Annotated in this window: 24 protein-coding genes, 3 tRNA genes and 1 pseudogene; 4 read left to right on the top strand and 24 right to left on the bottom strand. The window is 53.9% G+C overall.

The window, feature by feature from the left end:
- The 4 genes and pseudogenes from rplI to rpsF all read right to left on the bottom strand — a co-directional run.
- Window positions 1-95 (bottom strand): annotated as a pseudogene (gene rplI / locus ABDW13_RS13240) (50S ribosomal protein L9); the annotation flags it as partial.
- 39 nt (window positions 96-134) lie between these two features.
- Entirely contained in the window at window positions 135-362 is a 228-nt protein-coding gene (rpsR, locus tag ABDW13_RS13245) for a 30S ribosomal protein S18 (protein WP_002210155.1), read from the bottom strand.
- A 4-nt stretch (window positions 363-366) separates the two neighbouring features.
- Complete coding sequence (priB, locus tag ABDW13_RS13250; RefSeq protein ID WP_007892027.1) at window positions 367-684, bottom strand: primosomal replication protein N; 318 nt, start codon at window positions 682-684, stop codon at window positions 367-369.
- Between the two features lie 6 nt (window positions 685-690).
- Window positions 691-1,086 carry a 30S ribosomal protein S6 gene (gene rpsF, locus ABDW13_RS13255; RefSeq protein WP_101762874.1) on the bottom strand — a complete coding sequence of 132 codons (396 nt, stop codon included), beginning with the start codon at window positions 1,084-1,086 and terminating at the stop codon, window positions 691-693.
- Window positions 1,087-1,474: 388 nt separating this feature from the next.
- On the opposite strand from rpsF, the gene ABDW13_RS13260 reads away from it, so the two are divergent.
- Window positions 1,475-1,681, top strand: a complete 207-nt coding sequence (locus ABDW13_RS13260; RefSeq protein ID WP_343553022.1) for a hypothetical protein — start codon at window positions 1,475-1,477, stop codon at window positions 1,679-1,681.
- Between the two features lie 49 nt (window positions 1,682-1,730).
- On the opposite strand, the gene yjfP is transcribed toward ABDW13_RS13260, so the two are convergent.
- Window positions 1,731-2,480 (bottom strand): esterase, encoded by a 750-nt coding sequence (gene yjfP, locus ABDW13_RS13265; RefSeq protein ID WP_343553023.1) that lies wholly within the window; start codon window positions 2,478-2,480, stop codon window positions 1,731-1,733.
- Between the two features lie 160 nt (window positions 2,481-2,640).
- Between yjfP and ABDW13_RS13270 the strand changes: the two genes are divergently transcribed.
- Window positions 2,641-4,572, top strand: coding sequence for a Cache 3/Cache 2 fusion domain-containing protein (locus ABDW13_RS13270; RefSeq protein WP_343553024.1), 1,932 nt, complete (start codon window positions 2,641-2,643; stop codon window positions 4,570-4,572).
- 54 nt (window positions 4,573-4,626) lie between these two features.
- The gene (gene bsmA / locus ABDW13_RS13275; RefSeq protein WP_343553025.1) at window positions 4,627-4,953 is read left to right on the top strand and encodes a biofilm peroxide resistance protein BsmA; all 327 of its coding nucleotides are present in this window, start codon (window positions 4,627-4,629) and stop codon (window positions 4,951-4,953) included.
- Here bsmA and ABDW13_RS13280 read toward each other — a convergent pair.
- From ABDW13_RS13280 to nnr, 15 genes are all read right to left on the bottom strand, one after another.
- Entirely contained in the window at window positions 4,927-6,555 is a 1,629-nt protein-coding gene (locus ABDW13_RS13280) for an isovaleryl-CoA dehydrogenase (RefSeq protein WP_343553026.1), read from the bottom strand. The two genes, bsmA and ABDW13_RS13280, sit on opposite strands and share 27 nt — an antisense overlap.
- An 84-nt stretch (window positions 6,556-6,639) precedes the next feature.
- A complete protein-coding gene (rlmB, locus tag ABDW13_RS13285) occupies window positions 6,640-7,374 on the bottom strand; it encodes a 23S rRNA (guanosine(2251)-2'-O)-methyltransferase RlmB (protein ID WP_343553027.1) in 735 nt (244 codons plus the stop codon).
- Between the two features lie 59 nt (window positions 7,375-7,433).
- The gene (rnr, locus tag ABDW13_RS13290) at window positions 7,434-9,926 is read right to left on the bottom strand and encodes a ribonuclease R (RefSeq protein WP_343553028.1); all 2,493 of its coding nucleotides are present in this window, start codon (window positions 9,924-9,926) and stop codon (window positions 7,434-7,436) included.
- Between the two features lie 16 nt (window positions 9,927-9,942).
- Window positions 9,943-10,386: a nitric oxide-sensing transcriptional repressor NsrR gene (gene nsrR / locus ABDW13_RS13295; protein ID WP_343553029.1), complete on the bottom strand. Its 444-nt coding sequence runs from the start codon at window positions 10,384-10,386 to the stop codon at window positions 9,943-9,945.
- A 191-nt stretch (window positions 10,387-10,577) separates the two neighbouring features.
- The gene (locus ABDW13_RS13300) at window positions 10,578-11,876 is read right to left on the bottom strand and encodes an adenylosuccinate synthase (RefSeq protein ID WP_343553030.1); all 1,299 of its coding nucleotides are present in this window, start codon (window positions 11,874-11,876) and stop codon (window positions 10,578-10,580) included.
- A 179-nt stretch (window positions 11,877-12,055) separates the two neighbouring features.
- The gene (locus ABDW13_RS13305) at window positions 12,056-12,253 is read right to left on the bottom strand and encodes a DUF2065 family protein (protein ID WP_343553031.1); all 198 of its coding nucleotides are present in this window, start codon (window positions 12,251-12,253) and stop codon (window positions 12,056-12,058) included.
- A 57-nt stretch (window positions 12,254-12,310) separates the two neighbouring features.
- Window positions 12,311-13,315: a protease modulator HflC gene (gene hflC / locus ABDW13_RS13310; protein ID WP_343553032.1), complete on the bottom strand. Its 1,005-nt coding sequence runs from the start codon at window positions 13,313-13,315 to the stop codon at window positions 12,311-12,313.
- Between the two features lie 3 nt (window positions 13,316-13,318).
- Entirely contained in the window at window positions 13,319-14,554 is a 1,236-nt protein-coding gene (hflK, locus tag ABDW13_RS13315) for an FtsH protease activity modulator HflK (RefSeq protein WP_343553033.1), read from the bottom strand.
- A 226-nt stretch (window positions 14,555-14,780) separates the two neighbouring features.
- Window positions 14,781-16,061, bottom strand: coding sequence for a ribosome rescue GTPase HflX (gene hflX / locus ABDW13_RS13320; protein ID WP_343553034.1), 1,281 nt, complete (start codon window positions 16,059-16,061; stop codon window positions 14,781-14,783).
- Window positions 16,062-16,140: 79 nt separating this feature from the next.
- The gene (hfq, locus tag ABDW13_RS13325) at window positions 16,141-16,458 is read right to left on the bottom strand and encodes an RNA chaperone Hfq (RefSeq protein ID WP_007892010.1); all 318 of its coding nucleotides are present in this window, start codon (window positions 16,456-16,458) and stop codon (window positions 16,141-16,143) included.
- A gap of 110 nt (window positions 16,459-16,568) precedes the next feature.
- Complete coding sequence (gene miaA / locus ABDW13_RS13330; RefSeq protein ID WP_343553035.1) at window positions 16,569-17,510, bottom strand: tRNA (adenosine(37)-N6)-dimethylallyltransferase MiaA; 942 nt, start codon at window positions 17,508-17,510, stop codon at window positions 16,569-16,571.
- Window positions 17,503-19,344, bottom strand: a complete 1,842-nt coding sequence (gene mutL / locus ABDW13_RS13335) for a DNA mismatch repair endonuclease MutL (RefSeq protein ID WP_343553037.1) — start codon at window positions 19,342-19,344, stop codon at window positions 17,503-17,505. The genes miaA and mutL overlap by 8 nt, the downstream gene beginning before the upstream one ends.
- 42 nt (window positions 19,345-19,386) lie before the next feature.
- The gene (gene amiB / locus ABDW13_RS13340; RefSeq protein ID WP_343553038.1) at window positions 19,387-21,039 is read right to left on the bottom strand and encodes an N-acetylmuramoyl-L-alanine amidase AmiB; all 1,653 of its coding nucleotides are present in this window, start codon (window positions 21,037-21,039) and stop codon (window positions 19,387-19,389) included.
- Window positions 21,036-21,512 (bottom strand): tRNA (adenosine(37)-N6)-threonylcarbamoyltransferase complex ATPase subunit type 1 TsaE, encoded by a 477-nt coding sequence (gene tsaE, locus ABDW13_RS13345; protein WP_343553039.1) that lies wholly within the window; start codon window positions 21,510-21,512, stop codon window positions 21,036-21,038. Before tsaE ends, amiB begins: the two co-directional genes overlap by 4 nt.
- A 3-nt stretch (window positions 21,513-21,515) precedes the next feature.
- A complete protein-coding gene (gene nnr / locus ABDW13_RS13350; protein ID WP_343553041.1) occupies window positions 21,516-23,033 on the bottom strand; it encodes a bifunctional ADP-dependent NAD(P)H-hydrate dehydratase/NAD(P)H-hydrate epimerase in 1,518 nt (505 codons plus the stop codon).
- Between nnr and queG the strand changes: the two genes are divergently transcribed.
- A complete protein-coding gene (gene queG, locus ABDW13_RS13355; protein ID WP_343553042.1) occupies window positions 23,032-24,171 on the top strand; it encodes a tRNA epoxyqueuosine(34) reductase QueG in 1,140 nt (379 codons plus the stop codon). The two genes, nnr and queG, sit on opposite strands and share 2 nt — an antisense overlap.
- A gap of 433 nt (window positions 24,172-24,604) precedes the next feature.
- Here the strand turns inward: queG and ABDW13_RS13360 are convergent.
- From ABDW13_RS13360 to orn, 4 genes are all read right to left on the bottom strand, one after another.
- Window positions 24,605-24,680: transfer RNA gene (locus ABDW13_RS13360), tRNA-Gly, on the bottom strand.
- Between the two features lie 73 nt (window positions 24,681-24,753).
- Window positions 24,754-24,829: transfer RNA gene (locus ABDW13_RS13365), tRNA-Gly, on the bottom strand.
- A 32-nt stretch (window positions 24,830-24,861) separates the two neighbouring features.
- Window positions 24,862-24,937 (bottom strand) — tRNA-Gly (locus ABDW13_RS13370).
- A 153-nt stretch (window positions 24,938-25,090) separates the two neighbouring features.
- Window positions 25,091-25,639: an oligoribonuclease gene (gene orn, locus ABDW13_RS13375; RefSeq protein ID WP_049851240.1), complete on the bottom strand. Its 549-nt coding sequence runs from the start codon at window positions 25,637-25,639 to the stop codon at window positions 25,091-25,093.
- Window positions 25,640-25,708 lie beyond the last annotated feature (69 nt).

The raw sequence follows: 25,708 nt of genomic DNA on the forward strand, positions 1-25,708 counted from the left end.
GGAACCAGGAAGTTACGAGCGTAGCCCGCTTTAACGTTAACCTGATCACCCAGGCTGCCCAGGTTTGCTACTTTATCAAGCAGAATAACTTGCATTACCTTATCCTCTTAAAGTCGTTAATGGACAGCTACCGATTACTGATGACGATCAGTGTACGGCAGCAGGGACAGGTAGCGAGCGCGCTTGATGCAACGAGCGAGCTGGCGCTGGTATTTTGCACGAGTACCGGTAATACGGCTCGGGACAATTTTACCGCTTTCGGTAATGTAGTTTTTCAGTGTAGCGATGTCTTTGTAATCAATCTCTACAACGCCTTCCGCGGTGAAACGGCAGAACTTGCGACGACGGAAATAACGTGCCATTAGGCTAGTCTCCAGAATCTATCAAATCAATCTGCTCGGCATGTAACACCATTCTACTCTGCCCATTGCGTGCCTGATGGCAGCTAATGAAACCTTCAAGAGTGAGTTGCGTGCCGACCGTTATATGTTGAGTAATCACCTGATGGGTGCTGCCGCTGATAATCACCGGCATTTGACACCAGGCTTGCCGGTGGAAACCGGCTTCCTCTTGCACAGAACGATGCTCAAGCACGAACTGGCAATGAGGAATCCCTGACGGGCTGACTTTTCGAACTGGCGTCTTGCACACAGTGCCAGACAGGCGCAGCCGATTTGCCGTCATGTCGGATTACTCTTCAGAATCCCCAGCATCTGAGTCATCAGCCGATTCGTTAGCAAAGTCTTCGCGACGATCACGACGCTCATCTTTCGCTTTAACCATCGGAGATGCTTCAGTTACCGCGTGCTTAACGCGCATAACCATGCTGCGGATAACGGCGTCGTTGAAGCGGAAGTTAGTTTCCAGCTCGTCAATCACTTCCTGCGGAGCTTCTACGTTCATCAGAACATAGTGTGCTTTGTGCAGTTTGTTGATTGGGTAAGCCAGCTGACGGCGGCCCCAGTCTTCCAGACGGTGGATCGTGCCTTGTGCACCGGTGATAGCACCAGTGTAACGCTCGATCATACCTGGAACCTGTTCGCTCTGGTCAGGATGGACCATAAATACGATTTCGTAATGACGCATCGATAGCTCCTTACGGATTATTCAGCCTCCTGTCGGGGTCAGCTGCGGCCCATGGAAGCAAGGAACGTTATAGGTGGTGGATCATTGCAATGAATGAAACACACCTCTGAATGCAGCTGAAAAATTGACGCGTAATCATACTGGCGTCTTGCTTGAAACTCAAGCGCACAATTCATCAAATCGCGGGGTTCGTGCCGGGCGCTAACACCTTTTGTGCTAAGCATTGTGATTCAGCGGGTTAAGTCGCGATGGTTCAAATTCTCTGAACGAGGCGTTCAACAGGACGATCTGGCAGCAATGTGGCGAAGAACTACACTATTTACAGGCGCAACGGTTTGGCCAATTTGTCGCGTCTTAGAGTGAATTCCCTGTGAGTTTGGAGTCGATTATGAAAACTATCATTATCGCCACTTTACTGGGTCTCTTCCTGTCTCCACCCGCTTTTGCCAGCTCCGCTGACTATGCGCAGCAGATGAGAAGTAACAGCAATGCGGCTTCAGGCTATGTCTACGTCAACCGGCTGGATGCGCCTGCCAATACTAACCCAGTCAGTGCCAATAGCAGTGCGGCCGATCGGTTGTCGTCACAACTGTAATCCGGCTTGTCGTAACAGGCTGGCGTTTATCACGCCAGCCTGATGTTTTCTATAGATGATGTTTAAAGAAACTCACCAACGCCGTTAGCGCCGCTGGCGTAATCTTGTGCCCGATATGTTTCTCAGATAATGACGTCAGATGCTGATCTAACCCGGCTTCACGCAACGCTTTATCCAGTCGCGCCGTTTCGGCAAATGGCACCACTTCATCCGCTTCACCGTGCCACAGCAGCAAAGGCCGATTGGCCAATTTATCTAAATGTTGGCTAGGATCGTAAGGCGCTAACGGAGCCAGACGCGCAGCGAGCGTCTCTTTTTGTTCTGGCGTACGCGCCACCAGCGGCGGAAACAGCGTTTGGCTGAGCTGCATAAAGTAACCGGAACCCATCATGCACGCCACGCTGTGGATCTGCGGATAGCGTGCCATCGCGCCCAACGCGGTCATACCGCCCATCGAAGCGCCCGCCACCGCGAAGCGTTCATCGGCGATCCAATCGTGCTCACGCAGCGCAGCTTCCAGCAGCGCCACTTCGTCGATGTTCTGTTTGAGGATCTCCCAGAAATGCGTCATGCGCGCTTCGGTATCGCCGTTATAGCGTGCGCCGTGCATATCCGCATCCGGCATGATGACGCGAAAACCGGCTTGCGCCAGCGCCACCGCAAAGTAGCTGTACACCTCTTTGGATGAAGTAAATCCGTGATAGAACAACACCGTCGGTAACCGCGATTGCCGCTGTCCAGCCGGTGCCGCATGAATGCATTCGATCCCCGCCAGATTCTCCGTTGCCAACTCAATCATACCGCCTCCGTTGAGAATGATTATCACTGGACACAGTGTAAGTGCTACACGACAAAACGCGAGCCACTTCACATTTAATTCGAATAATTTCCGCACTAAACTTTTTGTGCTTTTTGCCGTTGATCTTGTACCCCTTCAATAATTTCAAAAAAGGTACTTTATGAAGCGTCTTTCTCTCAGCGCCATGGGTCTCGGAATTAAGCTGTCTGTATTGACGTCTTTGAGCGTGGCAATTGTGCTGTTTACTCTGACCTTAACCCTGAGCCATAACGCCGCGCGTCAGCTTGAACAGCTGGCAACCGATGATATGCAGAACCAGGTGCTAGGCATTAATGAAATGGCCACCATGTTCAACGCCACACTCTCCGAAGAGGTGGCCAACTACACCAAGCTATTCCAAAGCTTTCTGCCAAAACGTTTTAGCCGTGACGAAAACGAGCGCATTCAGGTCGGCGCGCTCAGCACGCCCACGCTGCGTGCCGGATTAAAAACCCTCAACCTTGATCAGATTGCGGTGGATGATTTCCTTGATCGTACCGGCGCAGTCTCGACCATTTTCGTGCGCGATGGCGACGACTTTATTCGCATCGCAACGTCGTTGAAGAAAGAGGATGGCAATCGCGCCGTTGGCACCAAGCTGGACCGCAGCAGCGCGGCATGGCGCAGCGTCAATCAGGGCCAGGTTTATCGCGGCCTGGCAACGCTGTTCGGCCATCGCTACATCACGCAGTATCAGCCGGTGCAAGACAATGACGGCGCGGTGATCGCTATTCTGTTTGTTGGCGTGCAGATTGATGCGCAGTACACCTTGATGCGCGACAAAGTGCTGGCTCGCCATTTAGGTGATAGCGGCAGATTCTTTGTGCTGAACGGCGCGCCGGGCAGCAACCAGGGGCAATACCTGTTTGATCGTCAAAACGAAGGCAAGCTGCCACAGTGGGATCAAGCCACCCAGCAACAACTGTTGAGCCAACCAAAAGGATTGATCTCGTTGGAACTGGATGGCGAAACCAAACTGTTGGCATGGCAACAACTGCCTGGATGGAACTGGATTATTGCCGGTGAAGTCAGCCGCGCGAGTCTGCTGGCGCCGATCACACACAGTCGCAATCTGTTTATGGCGATAGGTTTGGCGCTGGTGATTGCCTTTGCGCTGGGCTTCATCTGGTACAGCCGCCGCGCCATTACGCGTCCGCTGCAACAGGTGATTCATCTGGCCGAGCAGTACGCCGCCGGTAATTTGCAGGCGCATCTCCAATCCAGCCGTCGTGACGAAATCGGCCAGTTGGTCAGCGCGATCAACGGTATTGGCGACGGGTTGGAGAAAGTGGTGAGTCAGGTGCGTGCGGCCGCGCGCGATATCAGCAGCGGCACCGACAGCATCGCCGCCGGCAGTTCGAGTATCAGCGAGCAGATTGGCCGCCAGGCCAGCAGCGTGGAAGAAACCTCAGCCAGCATGGAACAGTTTGGTGCCACGGTGGCGCAAACTGCGGCCAACGTGCGTCAGGCAATGGCGTTGGTGGGTGAAGCGGCGAATACCGTCAATCACGGCGGCAGCACCGTGGCGCGCTCGGTGGAAACCATGTCGGAGATTCGCGTTGCTTCGCAAAGCATTGCCGATATTACCCATGTGATTGAATCGATCGCCTTCCAGACCAACATTCTGGCGTTGAATGCCGCGGTTGAAGCGGCGCGTGCTGGCGAACACGGCAAAGGCTTTGCGGTGGTAGCGGCGGAAGTGCGCGCGCTGGCACAACGCAGCGCTAATGCCGCTAAAGAGATTGACGGTTTGATTGCCACGTCGATCGACAAGGTGGCCGCGGGACACGCGCTGTCCGAGCAAACGCGCGATGCGATGAGCCACATCGTCAATCACATCGAGCAGGTTAAAACCTTGATGGGCGAGATTAATATTGCCGCACAGGAACAAGCGGCGGGTATTGGTCAGGTTAATCTGGCGATGAACCACATCAGCCAGGCAACCCATCAAAGCAGCGATATGGTTAATCAGTCGGAAACCACCGCCAATCATTTGAGTCAGAAAGGCCATCATCTGACGCAGTTGGTGAGCATTTTTCATCTGAAGGACTAAAAGCCACAGGAAGATGGCTTACACTTGAGCCATCTTCCCTGTTCAGGAATGGCTATGCGCACTCTATTTCTGGCGTTGTCTTTATTGTTGAGCGGATGTTCTGCTTTCACCACCACGCCACAAGCGCCACCCGCACCGAGCAATCATGCGCAGGAAATCACCCGCGCACAAAGCTATGGTTTGCCGAAACTTGGCAATATCACTGCTACCACACGCGGTTCACCGGATGATGCTCAGCGCGCCATTGCGGCTAAAGCCAATCAAGCCGGTGCGGTTTATTACCAAATCCTGATGCTGGATGAAACCACTATTCCGAGCTTCTGGTACGCCACGGCGATTCTGTATGGCGCGCCTTCAGCCAGCGCTGGTGCGCAGCAGTAAGCGCGAGCAGAGATCCTCGCTCAACGCGCGATGCCCGCGTGTATCCAATTGCTGCTGGCACCATGCATCGGCCAGCGGCGGTTCCGCTACTTTCAGCAAAATTGCCGCCGTCGCCAGCTGATACAACTCGCGGGTAATTTCGCGCGCTTGCCCTTCGCGCGGATTGGCGAGCTGCAAACGCAGTTGCCGCCAACGGCGATCAAAATGACGATTGCTGCCTTTCACCGCGTCAAACTCATCGTGCAGCATGGTCATCACTTCAGCGTGGCGGCCCATCACGCGCAGCACATCGAGACACATTACGTTGCCAGAGCCTTCCCAAATACTGTTTACCGGCATTTCACGATACAAGCGCGGCAACTCGCTCTCTTCGCAGTAACCAATGCCGCCCAACACTTCCATCGCTTCCGCGACAAACGGCATCCCCGCCTTGCACACCACGAACTTGGCGGCGGGCGTGAATAAGCGTGCATATAAACGTTCATGCTGATTCGCGGGCGTTGACCAGGCACGCGCCAAGCGCATCAACAATGCCGTTTGTCCTTCCAGTTGTAGCGCCTGCTGCGCCAGCACTGCGCGCATCAAAGGTTGATCGCTGAGATTTTTGCCCATCACCTGACGCTGCTGCGCATGGTGTACCGCAATCGATAGCGCGCGGCGCATTTGTCCGTGGCTGCCCAACGCACAATCAAAGCGTGTCATACCGCCCATTTTCAGGATCAGCCGCACGCCCTCGCCTTCCTCGCCCATCAGCCAGCCGATGGCATCCTGAAATTCCACTTCGGCGCTGGCATTCGAGCGATTGCCCAACTTGTTTTTCAGGCGTTCAAGACGGATGGCGTTGCGCGTGCCGTCGGGCAGCAAGCGTGGCAGGAAGAAGCAGCTCAGTCCTTGCGCGGTTTGCGCCAGAATCAGATGTGCATCGCTTTGCGGCACCGAGAAGAACCATTTGTGGCCGGTGATACGATACGCTTCGCCCGGCCCGCGTATGCCTAAGGGTTCAGCGCGCGTGGTGTTGCTGAGTACATCGGTGCCGCCCTGTTTTTCCGTCATGCCCATACCAATCAGCAGACCACGCTTTTTATTACCGGGCAGATGATGGGCATCGTAACGATCGCTGAGCAGCGTATCGCACCAATCTTCGTAGGTTTGAGGAAGGTGATTTTGCAGTAGCGGAATGGCGGCGTGCGTCATGGTGACCGGACAAAGCGAACCGGCTTCAACCTGCGCATGCAATATAAAGCGCGCCGCTCGCGCCACCATCGCATGCGGCTGCACATCAGGTTGCCAACTCAGATTGTGTAAGCGGCTGGCGCATAATCCCTGCATTAACAAATGCCACGCCGGATGAAAACGCACTTCGTCGAGACGTTCACCGCGCGCATCGTAGCGCAGCAATTCTGGCGGTTCGGCATTGGCCAGGCGGCCGAGTTCCAACGATTCGGCGCTGCCAAGTTGCAAACCTACCGAAGCCAGCCATTCACGGTCCCAGCTGGCGCCTTCGCGTGCCACGGCCTCGCACAAGGCGATATCACGGGTAAACAAATTGCTGTTGTTGAGTGGATGTGGCTGATTGAATACGGTGTGGGTATTCCAGTTCATTGAGCATTCCCCTTCATACGTGTTTCTAAAGTATGAAGGGGATTTGTAGTTATGCCTGGCCTGGAAAATCTTTTGCGGCGAGGATCACGCCTGGCGCTGACGTACCGCTTCGAACAAGCAGACGCCAGTGGCGACCGACACGTTCAGAGAAGAGACGCTGCCAGCCATTGGAATGCTGATCAACTCATCGCAGTGTTCACGGGTTAAGCGACGCATGCCTTCACCTTCCGCGCCCATCACCAGCGCCATTGGGCCGGTCATTTTGCTTTGGTAAACGGTATGATCGGCTTCGCCTGCGGTGCCCACCACCCAAATGTTGTATTCCTGCAACAGACGCAAAGTACGCGCCAGATTGGTGACGCGAATCAACGGCACGTTTTCCGCCGCGCCGCTCGCCACTTTTTTGGCGGTGGCATTCAACGGAGCTGCACGATCTTTTGGCACAATCACCGCATGCACACCCGCCGCATCAGCACTGCGCAGGCAAGCGCCCAGGTTGTGCGGATCGGTAACGCCATCCAGCACCAGCAAGAATGGTTTTTCCAGACTTTGCAGCAGATCCGGCAGATCGCCTTCCTGGTACTGTTTGCCCGGTTTCACGCGCGCCACGATCCCCTGATGCACGCCGCCTTCAACCTGGCTATCGAGCCATTGGCGATTGGCAACTTGCACCGGAATGCCCTGAGCTTCCAGCGCGAGGATCAGCGGATGCAGGCGACGATCGTCACGGCCTTTGAGGATAAAGACTTCCTGAAAACGCTGAGGATCGCGCTCCAGCAGCGCCTGCACGGCATGAATACCAAAAATTATTTCACTCATTACTTTGCTCAAGGTTGGATGTAGATCGTTGAGGACTGGCCCATTCGGGCCAGCCATCTTTAGGCTTCGTCAGGTTGCTTCTTCGACGCGCGCTTGGCTTTGGTAGCGGCGGCGATTTTACGGGTTTTATCCGAGACTTTTTTGCCTTTTTTCTCAGTTTTCACCGCAGGCTCAGCAACGGCCGGTTTTTTCTTGCCGCCTTTTGCGGCCTGAGCGGCGACTGCGGGTTTCTTCTTGTCGCCACGGAAAGCAGAATCTGGCTCGAAGGTGCCTTTCTTACCGGCATCGCGACGACGTTTGGCTGGCGGTTTGCCGCCACGTTTTTCACGCTCGCGTTCGGTTTTACCTTCGCCGCGCGGCACGCGTTTGCTGGAGATCAGCGCAAAGTCGATTTTGCGTTCGTCCATATGCACCGCATCGACGCGCACTTCGACCGCATCACCGAGACGATAAGTACGGCCACCGGATTCGCCAATCAGACGCTGCCCCACCGGATCGAAGCGATAGTAATCGTTATCCAGCGTCGAGACGTGCACCAAGCCATCAATGAACAGGTCATTGAGGCGTACGAAGAAACCAAAACCGGTGACGCTGGAGATCACACCGTTGAATACGTTTCCGACCTGATCCTGCATGAAGTCACACTTCAGCCAATCAGCAACATCGCGCGTGGCTTCGTCAGCACGACGTTCAGTCAACGAACAGTGCTGGCCGAGTTGCAGCATCTGCTGCATGTCGTAGTGATAGCCGCCGGTTGGCGTGGTGATGCCATCTACTTCGCCACGCTCTCTCGCCAGCAGATATTTGATGGCGCGATGCAGCAGCAGATCCGGATAGCGACGAATCGGTGAGGTAAAGTGCGCATACGAAGCCAGCGCAAGGCCGAAGTGGCCACGGTTTTCAGGATCGTAAACCGCCTGTTTCATCGAACGCAGCAGCATGGTTTGCAGCATTTCGGCGTCCGGACGATCGGCCACTTGTTTCAACAAATCGGCATAATCGATCGGCTGCGGTTTCGCGCCGCCCGGCAGGCTCAAGCCCAACTCGTTCAACACCGTACGGAAGCTCTTGATGCTGTCTTCGCTTGGACGATCGTGATCGCGGAACAATGCTGGTTCCTGGTTTTTCTCAACAAAACGCGCCGAAGCGATGTTGGCGAGAATCATGCACTCTTCAATCAGCTTGTGCGCATCATTACGCGAAGTACGCTCAACGCGCTCAATGCGACGTTCGGCGTTGAAGATGAACTTGGCTTCTTCCGTTTCAAACGAAATGCCGCCACGTTGCTCACGCGCAGTTTCCAGCACTTGGTACATGTTGTGCAGTTCATGCAGATGTGGAACCTGCGCCGCATATTGCTCACTCAGCTCGACATCGCCTTGCAGAATGCTCCACACTTTGTTGTAAGTCAGACGCGCGTGGGAATTCATCACCGCTTCATAGTGTTTGAAGCCAGTGAGTTTGCCGCTCGAGGAGATGGTCATCTCACACACCATGCACAGGCGATCCACCTGCGGATTCAGTGAGCACAAACCGTTCGAGAGGATTTCCGGCAGCATCGGGATAACTTGCGACGGGAAATACACCGAGGTGCCGCGCTGATGCGCTTCGTCATCCAGCGGCGTGCCCGGACGCACGTAGTAACTGACATCAGCAATCGCCACCCACAGGCGCCAGCCGCCGCCACGTTTCTTCTCACAGAACACGGCGTCATCGAAGTCACGCGCATCTTCACCGTCGATAGTCACCAACGGCAATTTACGCAGATCGATACGGCCTTGTTTGGCTTCTTCCGGCACTTCTTCTTTCAGTTTGGCGATCTGTTTTTCAACTTCTTCCGGCCAGGTGTGCGGAATTTCATGGGTGCGCACCGCCATATCAACGGCAAGGCTGGTGCCCATATCATCGCCCAGCAGCTCGGTGATTTTACCCAGCGCTTTAGTGCGACGCGTGGCGCGTTGGGTGATTTCCACCACTACCACTGAGCCCATACGCGCATTCAACGTTTCTTCTTGTGGAATCAGGATGTCGAAGCTTAAGCGGCTGTCGTCTGGCACCACAAACGCGGTGCCAGCATCCGTGAAGAAACGGCCGACGATTTGGCTGTTGCGCGGCTCCAGCACACGCACTACGCGCGCTTCACGGCGACCTTTACGATCGGCGCTGCCTGGCTGCGCCAGAATCACATCGCCGTGCAGACAGAATTTCATCTGCTCAGCGGAGAGATAGAAATCATCTTTCTGGCCTTCCACACGCAGGAAGCCATAACCATCGCGGTGACCAATCACTTTGCCACGTAGCAAATCGAGACGTTCAGGCAAGGCATAACATTGACGGCGAGTGAACACCAACTGACCGTCGCGCTCCATGGCGCGTAGACGGCGGCGCAGCGCTTCGAGCTGCTCTTCGCTGGTGATGTTCAGTTCCTGCGCGATATCATCGCGGTTGGTCGGTTTTTCCCGTTTTTCTAACAGTGCCAGGATAAATTCGCGGCTTGGAATAGGGTTTTCGTACTTTTCAGCTTCTCTATCCTGGAAAGGATCTTTTGACATTACGGTTCCTCCGATGTCATTTAATTTGAATTGCCACCGGCGGTTCGGACAATAAAAGTTGGTACAGCGAGTCGTTGTTTTTGACCAAATCGGCCAGCGTGTACTTGTCCAGTTCCTTGAGGAATAGCTGGACCGCATCGTACAGCGCTTTGCGTAAGCGACAAGCTGGAGTAATCACGCACTCATCACAGTTCACCAGCTGCAATGGCTCCATTTTTCTCACCACGTCGCCGATCACAATTTTTTCCGGGTCCATGCCTAAACGAATTCCGCCGTTTTTACCGCGTGTTGCGGCGACAAAGCCTGCCCGGCTGAGTTGGTTGATGATTTTAACCATGTGGTTACGCGACACCCCGTAGGTATCGGTCACTTCGGTGATGTTGGTCTGCTTACCTTCCGGTAACGTCGCCATGTAAATCAGCGCACGCAGACCATAATCGGTAAAACTTGTTAGCTGCACATATACCTCAAAGAATCATCGGTCGTTATGGTTATGCGCCGGTCGGCGTGATATTTAAGTATGATGATAAACCAGAGCGTGGAGGCCGGTGCGTTTTTTTCCGGCAAGTGCCGATATTTGCGAGAAAAAACAGAGTGAGAGGCGTTGAAGAGCAGATAAATGAAGGCCGGACATTGTCCGGCCTCTGAAGATTATGCGTCGAACGGATCGCGCAGAATCATGGTCTCACTACGGTCTGGGCCGGTAGAAATAATATCAATCGGCACGCCAGTTACTTCTTCTACACGCTTGATGTAGTCGCGAGCCGCTTGCGGCAGACCATCCAGCGTCTTCACGCCAAAGGTGGTTTCGCTCCAGCCTGGCATTGATTCATAAATCGGCTCAATGCCTTCCCAGCCTTCAGCAGCCAGCGGCGTGGTGGTCATTTCGCGGCCATCTGGCATGCGATAACCCACGCAAATTTTCACTTCTTTCAGGCCATCCAGCACGTCCAGTTTGGTCATGCAGAAACCTGACAGTGAGTTGATCTGTACGGCACGGCGCACGGCAACCGCATCCAACCAGCCAGTGCGACGACGACGACCGGTGGTCGCGCCAAACTCGTTACCTTGTTTGCACAGGAACTCGCCAGTTTCATCAAACAGTTCAGTCGGGAATGGACCTGCACCCACACGGGTTGAGTAGGCTTTCACGATACCCAGTACGTAATCAACGTAACGTGGACCAATACCAGAACCGGTCGCTACGCCACCTGCGGTGGTGTTAGAAGACGTCACGTACGGATAGGTACCGTGATCGATATCCAGCAGCGTACCCTGCGCGCCTTCGAACATGATCAGGTCGCCACGCTTACGCGCGCCGTCCAGCAGTTCAGAAACGTCAACTACCATGCTGGTCAGGATGTCGGCAACAGCCAGCACATCGTTCAGCACTTTTTCGTAGTCAACCGCGTCGGTTTTGTAATAGTTAACCAGTTGGAAGTTGTAGAAATCGACGATTTCTTTCAGCTTCACCGCAAAGGTTTCTTTGTTGAAGAGATCGCTCACGCGCAGACCGCGACGAGCCACTTTATCTTCATAGGCTGGGCCGATACCGCGGCCAGTGGTGCCGATAGCTTTGGCACCACGCGCTTTTTCGCGCGCCAGATCCATTGCTACGTGGTATTGCAGAATCAACGGGCAAGCTTCAGAGATCAGCAGACGTTCACGTACCGGCACACCGCGCTCTTCCAGCCCTTTCATCTCTTTCATCAGCGCTTCAGGCGACAACACCACACCATTACCAATGATGCTGGTGACGTTTTCACGCAGAATGCCAGAGGGAATTAAGTGGAGGACGGTTTTTTCACCGTTGATGACAAGTGTGTGGCCTGCATTGTGGCCACCTTGATAACGCACGACGTAATTCGCGCGCTCTGTCAGAAGGTCTACGATCTTACCTTTACCTTCGTCACCCCATTGGGTGCCCAGTACGACGACGTTCTTACCCATTTTTTCAAAATCACCGATTGCTTAAAAAAGGATTCTACCACCTGATTTTGTCTCTTTCAGCACTTTTAGCATACGATTGCGCTGTTTTTTGCCTGAGTTTTGGTCAGCTCACAACATGTTGGGGGAAGCGCGGCAATGAGACACAATTCACCGTGCGACAGCGCACAAATTTACGCTAATTAACGCGCATGCAAGCTGATCATGGCGTAAATCACCACGCCAGCCACCACTAAACCACCGCCAAAACGATGCAGAAGACGATCGGGCAACTGCGTCATCGCCAAAATCATGCGACGCCAGGCGCGCGGCATAAACATCGGCCCAAGTCCTTCCAGCACTAAAACCAAAGCCAGCGCCATCCAGATGGTTGTATTCATGATTTTTTCCCAAAAAAAAGGCCGACAACAGTGTCGGCCTCAGAGTTATATCAGTTCTTAACGCGTAGCGTTAGAGGGCGCTTTCATATAGCGGAAGAAATCGCTATCCGGGCTCAATACCAACACATCCTGGTTGTCTGCGAAGCTATTTTCATAAGCGCGCAGGCTACGGATAAAGGCGTAGAAATCAGGATCCTGGCTGAAAGCATCAGCAAACAGTTTTGCTGCTTCACCGTCACCTTCACCGCGTGAAATCAGAGCCTGACGCTGTGCTTCTGCCAGCGTACGCGTTACCTGATAATCGGCCTGAGCACGCAGTTTTTCTGCTTCTTCCTGGCCTTGTGAACGTTGGCTACGTGCAACCGCTTCACGCTCAGCGCGCATACGGTTGTAGATCGCATCAGACACTTCGGTTGGCAGGTTAATCTGCTTGATACGCACATCAACCACCTGAATACCTAATGCCGCCATACTGTTCGGGTTCGGTGCCGGTTCGCTGCTGTTGGTTTCACGCTCTACACGTGCCGCCGCATTCGCAATCGCATCATCGGCGGCTGGCGTCTGCACTTCATCATCAGCACCTGCGGTACCGGTGTTCAGCGCATCGCGAACGTCAGTCGTTAAACGACCACGCGAATCAGTAACGATGTCTTTAACATCCAGACGACCCATTTCAGAACGCAGACGGTCACTGAACTTACGTTTCAGCAGTACTTCCGCTTGAGAAACATCGCCACCGCCAGTTGCCAGGTAGTAACGGCTGAAATCACTGATGCGCCATTTGATATAAGAATCAACGATCAGGTCTTTCTTCTCTTTGGTAACAAAGCGATCGGCTTGGTTATCCATGGTCTGAATACGTGCATCCAGCGATTTAACCGTTTCAATGAATGGAATCTTGAAATGCAGACCTGGCGCGTATACCTGCGGTTTGTTTTCGCTATCGCGCAGAACTTTGCCAAAGCGCAGCACAATGCCACGTTGACCTTCCTGCACCACGAACAGTGACGCGTAAAGCACCACCAGCACTACAATAATTACGGCGATGATTGGCTTACGCATCGATTACTCCCTCCCTTCGCGCTGGGTATCGTTGCGCAGCGCATTGGCGCGACGCTGATCCATGATGCTGTCTGGACTGTATGATGAAGTGTCGCTGCGGCTCGCGTTGCTGCCGGAAGACGAAGGCGACTTCATCAGGTTTGTCGTCTTGTTGCCGCTCTGGCCTGATGCCTGACCACCGCGCATCAGCTGATCCAATGGCAGAACCGTCAGATTGTTACCACGATCGCTGATCAACACTTTGCGAGTGTGACTCAACACGCGTTCCATGGTTTCGATGTAAAGACGCTCTTTAGTGATTTCTGGTGCCGCTTTATATTCTGGCAACAGACGGGCGAAACGTGCCACTTCACCTTGTGCTTCAAGCACAGTACGTTCTTTGTAAGCGCGACCTTCTTCCAGGATACGCTGCGCCTGACCATTAGCACGCGGCTGCACTTCATTCGAATAGGCTTCGGCTTCACGCACGTACTGCTCACGGTTTTCACGTGCAGCAATCGCATCATCAAACGAGGCTTTAACTTCTTCTGGTGGACGCGCCGCCTGGAAGTTTACGTCAAGCAGCGTGATGCCCATGTTGTAAGGACGAATGGTTTCGTCAAGCTCGCGTTGGGTTTCGCTACGCACCACGGTACGGCCTTCAGTCAGGATGCGATCCATGGTTGAACGACCAATAACGCCGCGCAATGCGCTGTCCGTCGCCTGACGCAAGCTGTCGTCAGCGCTGGTCACCGCATACAAATAACGCTCAGGATCAGTGACGCGATACTGTACGTTCATCTCAACGCGCACCACGTTCTCATCCGAGGTTAACATCACGCCAGAAGCCGCCAATTCACGCACCGCTTCAACGTTGACCGCACGAACCTGATCGATGAAGGTCGGTTTCCAGTTAAGGCCTGGCTCAACCAGATGGCTGAATTTGCCAAAGCGCGTAACCACACCGCGTTCTGCTTCTTTGATGGTGTAGAAACCGCTGGCCGCCCAGATTACTACTGCCGCGACGGCAACAATGCCAACCACTTTGCCACCGCTACCGCCGCTGCGCTGGCCATTATCATTCTGTTTGCCACCGCCCAATCCGCCGAGTTTTTTACTCAGCTTACGGAAGATATCATCCAGATCAGGAGGCCCCTGATCGCGCCCTCCTTTATTTCCCCCAGAGTTGCCGCCTTGATTATTGCTGCTTCCCCACGGGTCGCGGTCCTGTCCGTTATTTCCGGGCTGATTCCACGCCATGTCTCTACTCCATTTATTGTATTTACGTTTTTTACCCTTCATCTTTCGGATTGCAGCTTCGTTGGCTGCCTTCGCTCACCCCAGTCACTTACTGATGTAAGCTCCTGGGATTCACTTAGTTGCCGCCTTGCTGGAATCCGAAATATTCGGTTAAATCCTGCACACGCGGCCTGCAACGATAATAACGACAATCTTCAAGATATTGAGTAAAGGCGTTTGGGCAATGTTAAACAATATAATCAGCTAGCGACGGCTCTTGTTTGCATAAACGACGCCAATCAACAATCGGCATACGCACGTGCAAACTCACACAGCCATCATCTTCATTCCATTCTTTTTCTATTGCGTGTAACTGGTAAAAACGACTGCGTAAACGGCCTGCTTCTGGCGGCAGGCGTAAATCGTATTGCGCAATTTCTCCGGCTAAACGCTCAGAAAGCGCCTGCCACAGTAACGGCAAACCGAGTCCGGTTTGTGCGGATAACCAAACGCGAATCGGTTGGTTCTCTTCGTTGCGATCGATACGCGGCTCAAAGCCTTCCAACATATCGATTTTGTTCATCACCATCAGTGCTGGAATTTCATCGGATTCTATTTCTGCCAGCACTTCATTCACGGCTTCAATGTTGTCATTGATGCGTAAATCAGCCGCATCAACCACATGCAGCAGCAACGCTGCCTGACGCGTTTCTTGCAACGTGGCTTTAAACGCGGCGACTAAGTCATGCGGCAAATGACGAATAAACCCAACGGTATCCGCTAAAACCACTTCGCCAACATCGGCCACATTCAGGCGACGTAAGGTCGGATCAAGCGTCGCAAATAGCTGATCTGCTACATAAACATCAGCGGAAGTGATCGCATTAAACAGGGTAGATTTGCCTGCGTTGGTGTATCCCACCAGAGAAACGGTAGGCACATCGGCTTTTGCACGTGATTGTCGGCCCTGATCGCGCTGCTTCTCAACACGCTCAAGGCGAGAAAGGATCAGGCTAATTCGATTGCGCAGCAAACGACGGTCCGTTTCCAACTGGGTTTCACCCGGACCACGCAAACCGATACCGCCTTTTTGGCGCTCAAGGTGCGTCCATCCACGCACTAAGCGGGTTGCCATATGGCGTAACTGTGCCAGCTCGACCTGTAATTTACCCTCATGGGTACGGGCGCGCTGGGCGAAAATATCAAGAATTAAGCCGGTGCGGTCAACAACACGACATTCGCACACACGCTCTAAATTACGTTCCTGGGCAGGAGTTAAGGCATGATCGAATAAAACGACCGATGCTCCACTCGCTTTCACCGCATCGGCAATTTCAACTGCCTTTCCTTCACCGACAAAATATTTGGGATGTGGCGCTTTACGGCTGCCCGTAATGACTTGCAGCGCTTCAACGCCCGCAGAAGAGACAAGAGTTTCAAACTCCTGCAAATCTTCCAGCTCTTTGTCTTGGGAGAACCAGATGTGTACCAGTACGGCCTGCTCACCGGCATCATAACGGTCAAACAAGCTATAACCTCGCTAAATAAAATAACCAGGACGGGAAAACGTTATCGCTCCCCAGCCCTGGCTTTACGGCAGCGCAAAATTATTCTGCGTTATCGCCGTCTTGTTGTGGCTGCGACTGAGCGCCTTGGCTGCTTCCGCTGTGATGATAGTTGCTGCTACCACCGCTGCCGCCCGCGTTGTTGCTATGGTGCGAAACCGGACGAGAAGGAACCACTGTAGAGATGGCGTGCTTATACACCATCTGGCTAACCGTGTTTTTCAACAGAATGACGAACTGATCAAAGGATTCAATTTGCCCTTGCAGCTTAATACCATTCACCAAATAGATCGAAACCGGTACACGTTCACGACGCAATGCGTTCAAAAACGGGTCTTGTAAAGATTGCCCCTTAGCCATTCTATCTTTTCCTTATATGCTTGTTGTTTGTTGCTTTAAGAACCGTGGTTCAGAAAAACTGCGTAAAAATTTGCGCACGATAACGAACCAATTGTACACAATCATCCCTGCTACGCACTAACTACCTTAAGCACCGCATTACGCGCTAACTCTGGCTCATCACTGTCTAACCAGTGAACTTCAGGCCAGCCACGTAACCAGGTCATCTGGCGTTTAGCGAGCTGCCGAGTGGCGCAAATTCCCCGATAAACCATTTCGTCGTAATCGATTTCACCGGATAGATAAGACCACATCTGGCGATAACCCACACAACGAATGGAAGGCATGTCCGTATGCAAATCACCTCGCGCAAACAGTGCACGAGCCTCCGCTTCAAATCCTGACGCTAGCATCTGGTCGTAACGCAACGCAATGCGTTGATGTATCAGTTCGCGGCTCGCAGGTGCGATAGCAAACTGGTACACGTCGTAGGGTAACGCTTCGCCGGAGGTTTTTGTCAGTTCCGTTAAAGTTTTACCCGAAATAAAAAAAACTTCCAGTGCTCGCGAAAGTCTCTGCGGATCATTCGGATGAATACGACTACCGGCGACCGGATCGATTTCACACAGCTGGCGGTGCAGGGCTTCCCACCCTTTCTCCGCCGCCATTTGCTCTATCCGCTGACGCACCTCGGGATCGGCCGAGGGCAACGGCGACAATCCTTCAAGCAACGCCTTGAAGTAGAGCATGGTTCCACCAACAAGCAACGGAATCTTCCCCTTCTGGGTGATTTCCGCCATTTCTGCCAGCGCATCGCGACGAAATTCTGCAGCGGAATACGCTTCCGCTGGATCGCGAATGTCCAGCAAACGATGGGGCGCCAATGCCAACTCTTCTTCCGACGGTTTCGCCGTGCCAATATCCATCCCGCGATAGATTAAGGCAGAGTCAACGCTAATAAGTTCCACCGGAAGTTGCTGACGCAGCGAAATCGCTAATGCCGTCTTACCGGAGGCGGTAGGCCCCATCAAAAAAATTGCCTTTGGCCGGCTAGCCTGGTTTAGTTCACTCATGCTTCAACGCGTTAATCGCGCTCTCAATCTCAATGGTCTGTAACAGACCTGAAGGCGGCGATTTCAGCAGTTGTGGACACAGCCTTTCCAGCTCTGCCAACAGTGCAATCGCCTGCGAGTGATTCCAGTGAGCGTCTTCTGCATCATCACGACGAGCCAGCCATTGGGCCAACATCGATGCAGAAACCTCTTGCTGCCGGGCCAAGTAGCCTAACAGTTCTGGAATCAAGATTTGTAAATTTTGTGTTCGTAACGGTAAAGGGACGGCACGCAAGGTCACATGCTGACCTTCCCGTTGTAAATCAATGCCCATCAGGTTTAATAGCGCCGATTGTTCACTGATTACCGCCAGTTCAGGCGCCGCAATTTTTAGTCGTACTGGGATCAGCAACGGCTGCGGTTTTAAGCCCTCTTCTCCGGGTTGCAGCTGGGCCTGTTTCAGCCAACGCGCAGCAACCGCCAGCGCTAGCACTTGCAGCTGATTGCCGCGTTCCAGCAGCGCGTAGCGATCTTGCAATACGCTTAACACGCGACCAAAACTTTGCGCATGCGCAGTCAGCGGTGTTTCACGCGGTTCTGGCTGACGAGCTGGCGCAACAGGTGAAGCAGGTGCTGCGGCACGCGGTGCTTCAACCAGCGGCGTTTTCATTAACTGTTTATAGGCAGAACCTTCACGCGCACTGTAAACCGGTTCTTTGTTCTGCCAGCCGGCACTGGCACCAGCAACACCGCCACTGCGCGGTTGTGCGAAGTGGTTAGCGCCCGCTGCCTGACGGTTTTCAGGTTGCCATTTCGGCGCAGGCTCCTCGGCGTGAGCGATCGGCAATTCTGGAGCGCGACTGGCTTGCAATGCGCTCATCACGCCTTGCCAGATAAAATCGTGCACCAAACGCGACTGATGGAAACGCACTTCATGCTTGGCTGGGTGCACGTTGACATCCACCTGATGCGGGTCGATCTCCAGATACAGCACGTAAGCCGGTTGCTGATCATCGCCCAGTTGGGTTTGATACGCCTGACGAATCGCGTGATTGATCAGCTTGTCGCGCATCATGCGGCCGTTGACGTAGCAGTATTGCAAGTCGGTCACCTGGCGCGAACCGTTCGGATCGGCCACCCAACCGCGCAGCGCGAGATCGTCATGCTGCCAATCGATACGCAGCGCATGTTGCATAAACGTGGTGCCGCAAATCGCACCTAAACGCCGTTCACGCTGCGCATCGTCGTTGACCGCGCGATATTGGCGCATCAATTTTCCGTTGTGACTCAGCGAAATCGCCACATCAAAGCGCGCCAGTGCAATGCGGCGAATCACTTCATCAATGTGGGTAAACTCGGTCTTTTCGGTACGCATGAACTTGCGACGTGCGGGCGTGTTGTAAAACAGGTCGAGCACTTCCAGCGAAGTGCCCACGGGATGTGCCGCCGGTTTTACCGTCACATCCATATCGCGCCCTTCCGCATAGGCTTGCCAGGCTTCATTTTGCTCGGCGGTGCGAGATGTTAGCGTTAAGCGGGAAACCGAGCTGATACTGGCCAGCGCTTCGCCGCGAAAACCGAGGCTCATGATCGCCTCAAGATCGTCGAGCGAAGCGATTTTACTGGTGGCATGACGCGCTAGCGCCATTGCCAGTTCCGCTTTAGCGATGCCACAACCGTTGTCGCGAATGCGGATTAGCTTGGCACCGCCCTTTTCAATATCGACATCAATACGTGTCGCGCCCGCATCGAGGCTGTTTTCCACCAGCTCTTTTACGACCGATGCCGGACGCTCAACCACTTCGCCCGCGGCAATCTGGTTCGCCAACTGCGGCGGTAAAATTTGTATTGGCATGGTGGAGATCCTCTGGCAGGTTGGCTCACGCGGAGCCAACAATCAGGATTGCGGAATTTTTAGGTTTTGCCCCAGCATCACGTTGCTCGACTTCATATTATTCGCCTGCATGATGGCTTTCGAGCTCACGCCATAGCGCGCTGCAATCGCCGTCAGCGAATCGCCGCGCACTACCTTATGCCGGGTTGGGCGGCTCGCCGCCGCTACGCTTACGTTGGATTTGGCAGGCACTTTCAGACGCTGTCCCACCCACACCACATCACGCTTCAAGCTGTTCAGGTCACGCAGCGTTTCCATGCTCACACCATACTTCGCGGCGATGCCGGAGAGCGTTTCGCCGCGCGTTACCGTATGACGCTGGGTTGCGCCGGTATATTGCACCGTGCCGCTCGCCGGATTGCTGGCTACGCTAACCGCCGGTACGCTGTCCAGCGGCCGGTTTTCCTCCTTTGGGATCGATTGCAGCGGATGCGCGAGGAAATAATTGCGTAAGCCTTTATAAATCGACTGAGCAATTTTCTCCTGATACGCGCTGCTGCCGAGCAGCCGCTCCTCCGCGGCGTTACTAATAAAGCCGGTTTCGACCAGTAAAGAAGGAATATCCGGGGAACGCAATACGCCAAGGCTGGCATGTTCCGGCAGACGTTTATGCAGCGGCGTGATGCCGCGCAGCTGTTGCAGCACTTTAACGGCGACGTCATAACCGACGCGCTGTGAATGACCAAACTGCAAATCCAACACCGCCTGGCTGAGATACGGATCGGCCTGACTGTTCGCCAGTAAATCACCCGCGCCGCCTAGCAGCTCAGATTGTTTCTCTTTCTGCTCGAGCCAGTTGGCCATTTCGTTGTTGGCGCGACGGTTAGACAGCACCCAAACGGATGCGCCGCTCGCGGAGTGATTTGGCGCAGCATCGGCGTGAATCGAAACCAGCAGGTTAGCGTTCTCTTTACGCGCCACTTCGGAACGGCCCATCACCGAAATGAAGTAATCGCCGTTACGCGTCAGCACCGGTTTAAACATCGGATCTTGATCCATCAGCACTTTCAATTTGCGCGCGATGGAGATGGTGACATTCTTCTCGTGCAAGCCGTGCTGACCCGACGCGCCAGGATCCTGGCCGCCGTGTCCGGCATCAATCGCCACAATCACCACATCATTGCGACTGACAGCGCTGCCAGGACGCACGGTAGTATTGCTGCTGGTCACCGCAGTGACCGGATTGGCATTAAACGGATTGGCCTGGCTTTCAGTCTGGCGCGCGGTGGTAACCGGTGCGGTCGGCGCGGTGGCGCGCTTAGCCGGCTGCGTGCCACGAATGGTGAACACCACACGATATTGATTGCCATCGCGCTGCGTGGTGGCGCGGGTTTGCGCCGCTTGCGTCAATTCAAATACCAGACGCAAGCTTTGCTTGTCTTTCGGTTGGCTGTGACGAATACGCTGCACGATATTTTCACCGCTGAAATTCAACGGTAAACCTTTAATCGCACCGCTTTGGCGAATATCCAATACCACGCGATTGGGATTGTGCAGCGGGAAGAAGCCGTAAACCGGCTGACCGTTAAAACTCAGCGTGACGGTCGCCTGGCTGTCGCCGTTATCCACTTTGATATCGGATAACGTGGCTGACAGCGCCGAAGCAGAAAACAGACACAGCAGGCCCAGAACAATGATTTTCATCCGTGACATCATGCCGAATCCCTGCCTTGCTGGAATTGCTGCAACAACGCTTCCCCAGTGGCTGAAATCGCGCTGATTTCCGCTTCACGCGCGGCATCGACGTAACGCAGCGTCAACGCCAAATCCGGTTCGGGCAGCACGCCAGTGCCTTGCTGCGGCCATTCCACCAGACACAGCGCATCACCGCTGAAATAGTCGCGGATGCCCATAAATTCCAACTCTTCGGGATCGGCAAGACGATAAAGATCGAAGTGATACAGCGTGCGCGAGCCGAGTTCGTAAGGCTCAACCAAAGTGTAAGTTGGACTTTTCACATTGCCTTGATGGCCGAGCGCCTGCAAAAAACCTCGGCTAAAGGTGGTTTTACCGGCACCTAAATCGCCATAAAGATAGATCACCAGCGCGCTGTCACACACGCGCGCCAATTGCGCACCCAGATTCAGGGTTGCCGCCTCATCGGGCAAAGAAATAACACAGGTCTTCATGCTTTATTGTTGGATCATCTCTGGATTAACAAACTGCCACAGCAGTTCGAACAAATCAGTGGCTAACATGCCGCGAGTTCCGCGTTGACGCGCAACGGCATCGGCGGTTGCGCCGTGTGCAACACAGCCCGCGCAGGCTGCCTCGAATAATGTCAGTTTCTGGCCTAACAAAGCGGCAATAATTCCGCTTAACACATCGCCCATCCCGCCGGACGCCATGCCTGCGTTGCCGACATCGGCAATCGCTAATTCTCCCGCCGCGCTGGCGATAATCGTGCCAGCGCCTTTCAGCACCACAACGCCACCGTAGCGTTTCGCCAGGGCTTGAGCCGCCGCAATGCGGTCACTCTCAATTTCGCTGGTTTTCACGCCCAGCAAGCGTGCCGCTTCGCCTGGATGCGGCGTAATGATGCGATTCTGACGGTTATCAGGATTGATTGCCAGCAGGTTAAGCGCATCCGCATCCCAAAGCATCGGCTTTTCACTTATCGCAATCTTTTTCAGTGCCTTCCGAGCCCAATCACGTTGACCGAGCCCCGGTCCAACCGCGATCACATCTGCCCATTCCAGTGCCTGATCCAGACGTTCCTCGTTCAGCGCATCCACCATCAATTCCGGCCGCGCAGTAAGAATCGGCGCAATATTATCTTCATGTGTCAGCACACGCACAAGCCCAGCGCCAGTGCGCAAGGCCGCCTCGCCAGTCATACGGATCGCGCCGGCTGTGCCGCTGTCGCCGCCAATCACCGCTAAACGCCCGTTATCACCTTTGTGCGAGGTGGCGCGACGTGGTTTGAGCCAGCGCGATAGATCCTGCGCATCGTAACGGGTGATTGGCGCGCGCTCTCCTGCCAGAAACGCGCTTAAACCGAGATCGTCGTGATGCAATCGACCAACATAATCGCGCGCTTTGCCAGTAAGTTGGCCCGGCTTCAGGGCAATCATGCTGAGCGTGTGATCGGCAACCATCGTTTCACCCGGCGCGATGCCGGTCGCCGCGATTAAACCAGAAGGCATATCGATCGCCAGCACCGGCGCAGCGTGCGCGTTAGCTAGTGTAATCAGGCGATTGTAGGGCGCAGCAGGTGCGCGATTTAAACCAGTACCGAGCAACGCATCGATGATCACGTCAACCTGTTCCGGCCAGATTGCATCGGCCGCATGAATCACACCGCCCGCGGCCAACCACGCTTCGCGCGCTTGCTGCGCTTCTTCCGGCAACGCTTTGCTGCCCTCGCAGGCCAGCAACGTCACGCTAAAACCGGCTGCCTGCGCCAATCGCGCAACCACATAACCATCGCCGCCATTGTTGCCATGCCCGCAAAGAATCAACCAATGCTGCGCTTGCGGCCATAATTGACGCGCCAATTCATAACTGGCTTGCCCGGCGCGCTGCATCAGTTCGTACAGCGTTAATCCCAGACTATCGGCGGCATTGCGCTCCAGCTGCGCCATGGCCTGCGCAGGCCAGACAGAGTGTGTTAAACTGCGGACGTTTGCTTCAACTGCCTGGTTTCTCATGTCATACCCTCTCGATCTTCAACAGCTCGCTCAACAAATTAAACAGTGGGGACGCGAACTCGGCTTCCAACAGGTTGGTATTTGCGATACCGATCTCAGCGCCGAAGAGCCCAAACTGCAAGCCTGGCTGGAGAAGCAGTATCACGGCGAGATGGATTGGATGGCGCGTCACGGCATGATGCGTGCGCGTCCACATGAATTGCTGCCCGGCACACTGCGCGTCATCAGCGTGCGCATGAACTACCTTCCAGCGAAAGCCGCGTTTGCCAGCACTTTAAAAAATCCGCAACTGGGCTACGTTAGCCGTTATGCGCTGGGGCGCGACTATCACAAAGTATTACGCAATCGACTGAAAAAGCTTGGAGAAATGATTCAAGCGCACTGTGGTGAACTCAATTTTCGCCCGTTCGTCGATTCTGCACCGATCCTTGAACGCCCAATTGCTGCCAAAGCGGGATTAGGTTGGACTGGCAAGCACTCATTGATTCTCAATCGTGAAGCCGGTTCGTGGTTTTTCCTCGGCGAACTGTTGATTGATATTCCGTTGCCAGTCGATCAGCCCCAAGAAGAACAGTGTGGCCGCTGCGTTGCCTGCATAACCATCTGCCCCACTTCCGCCATCGTTGAACCTTATGTGGTGGATGCGCGTCGCTGTATCTCCTATCTCACCATCGAATTGGAAGGCGCAATTCCCGAAGAGTTCCGTCCGCTGATCGGCAATCGGATTTACGGTTGCGATGATTGCCAGCTGATCTGCCCGTGGAACCGCTACGGCCAACTGACCGACGAAGATGATTTCTCACCGCGCGCCGTATTACATGCACCGCCGCTGACCGATTTGTTCCAATGGGATGAAGCCAAATTTTTGCGCATCACCGAAGGTTCAGCGATTCGTCGTATTGGACATCTGCGTTGGCTGCGCAACGTGGCGGTGGCATTGGGCAATGCACCTTGGGCAGAAGAAAATATTGCGGTATTACAACTGCGCAGCGGTGAGCATCCGATGCTTGATGAGCATATCGAATGGGCAATTGCACAGCAGTTAGAGAAACGCGCGGAACAAGCGGTGGAAGTGCAGCCTGCGAAGAAACAGCGCTTGGTGCGCGCAGTTGAAAAAGGTTTGCCGCGTGATGCGTGATTGAGCAGTCGCACAGGATAAAACGCTTTTCCACATGCTGTGAATAACATTATCCAACTGTAAAGTGACGAAGATCGTAATTTCGTTCAGTAAGTAGAATCACACACTGAAACATCCTAAACATAACACAAATCAATAAGTTACATTATAGATGTAAATAGATACGTCCTGTTTTGCGCGCACGGGCATGTCCAGAGCTTGTGGATAACTCTGTTCAAAACAGTTTTGTAGATAGGGGAAAACAGCGTCAGCACGTTGCAGGCACATTGTGGATAACCTGTAAAACTACAGTAACTAACAACAGGCATTATGCGGACTAACAAGGTGTGCACATTTCCAGAAATAAACGTGGTACTTAAGATCGATAACGACCAGCAGCAGTTTTAAATCTGATTGCGCCCTAGGGCAAATAACATTAGTGAATATAAAAATTTGGAGCGGGAAACGAGACTCGAACTCGCGACCCCGACCTTGGCAAGGTCGTGCTCTACCAACTGAGCTATTCCCGCATAATCTTCGTATTTTAGTCGACTGCGTTAGCGACTGACTAAATCCGTGATTTGGATGGTTTACTGCAAACTCTGGAGCGGGAAACGAGACTCGAACTCGCGACCCCGACCTTGGCAAGGTCGTGCTCTACCAACTGAGCTATTCCCGCATTAGAGGTTACTTCTACTACGATACAAATTTTGGAGCGGGAAACGAGACTCGAACTCGCGACCCCGACCTTGGCAAGGTCGTGCTCTACCAACTGAGCTATTCCCGCGCCGTGTACCGTATGAAATTCTTCACCGGTACGGGGTGCGCATTATACGAGAAATCCTTTCAGTCGCAAGAGTCTAAAAGCAAAATTTTGCGCTTTCTGCGCGATCGCTGCTTTAATCGACAACCTGGTGATTTCCTGCGCACCCTTTGCTGATTAAAGCTGCAAGAAGTGTTCGCGGTAGTACGCCAGCTCGGCAACAGACTCGCGAATGTCATCTAACGCCTGATGACTGCCAGACTTTTTAAAGCCAGGCAAGATATCCGGCTTCCAGCGACGCGCCAGCTCTTTCAGCGTGCTGACGTCGAGATAGCGATAGTGGAAATAGGCTTCCAGCTCAGGCATATACTTAAACAGGAAACGACGATCCTGGCCGATACTGTTGCCGCAAATCGGCGAGGTATTTGCCGGAACCCATTGTTTAAGGAACTCAATGGTGGCCAGTTCTGCTGCCCGATCGTCGTGCTGGCTGGCTTTCACCCGCGCCACCAAACCGCTGTTGGTGTGGGTACGCACGTTCCAGTCATCCATCAACGCCAACTGGTCGTCAGATTGATGCACGGCGAACACCGGGCCTTCCGCCAGAATGTTGAGATTGGCATCGGTGACGATGGTGGCGATCTCAATAATGCGATCGCGTTCCGGATCGAGTCCGGTCATTTCGAGGTCGATCCAAATCAGATTGTTTTCATTTCCCGCTGTCATGCGTTTCCCGCCTGTTGCCAAAGTCGTCATTAAACTCATTTCAGGTGTATCATAGACGTTTTGCCCAGC

The organism is Pantoea sp., assembly GCF_039594315.1.
Classification (GTDB): Bacteria; Pseudomonadota; Gammaproteobacteria; order Enterobacterales; family Enterobacteriaceae; genus Pantoea.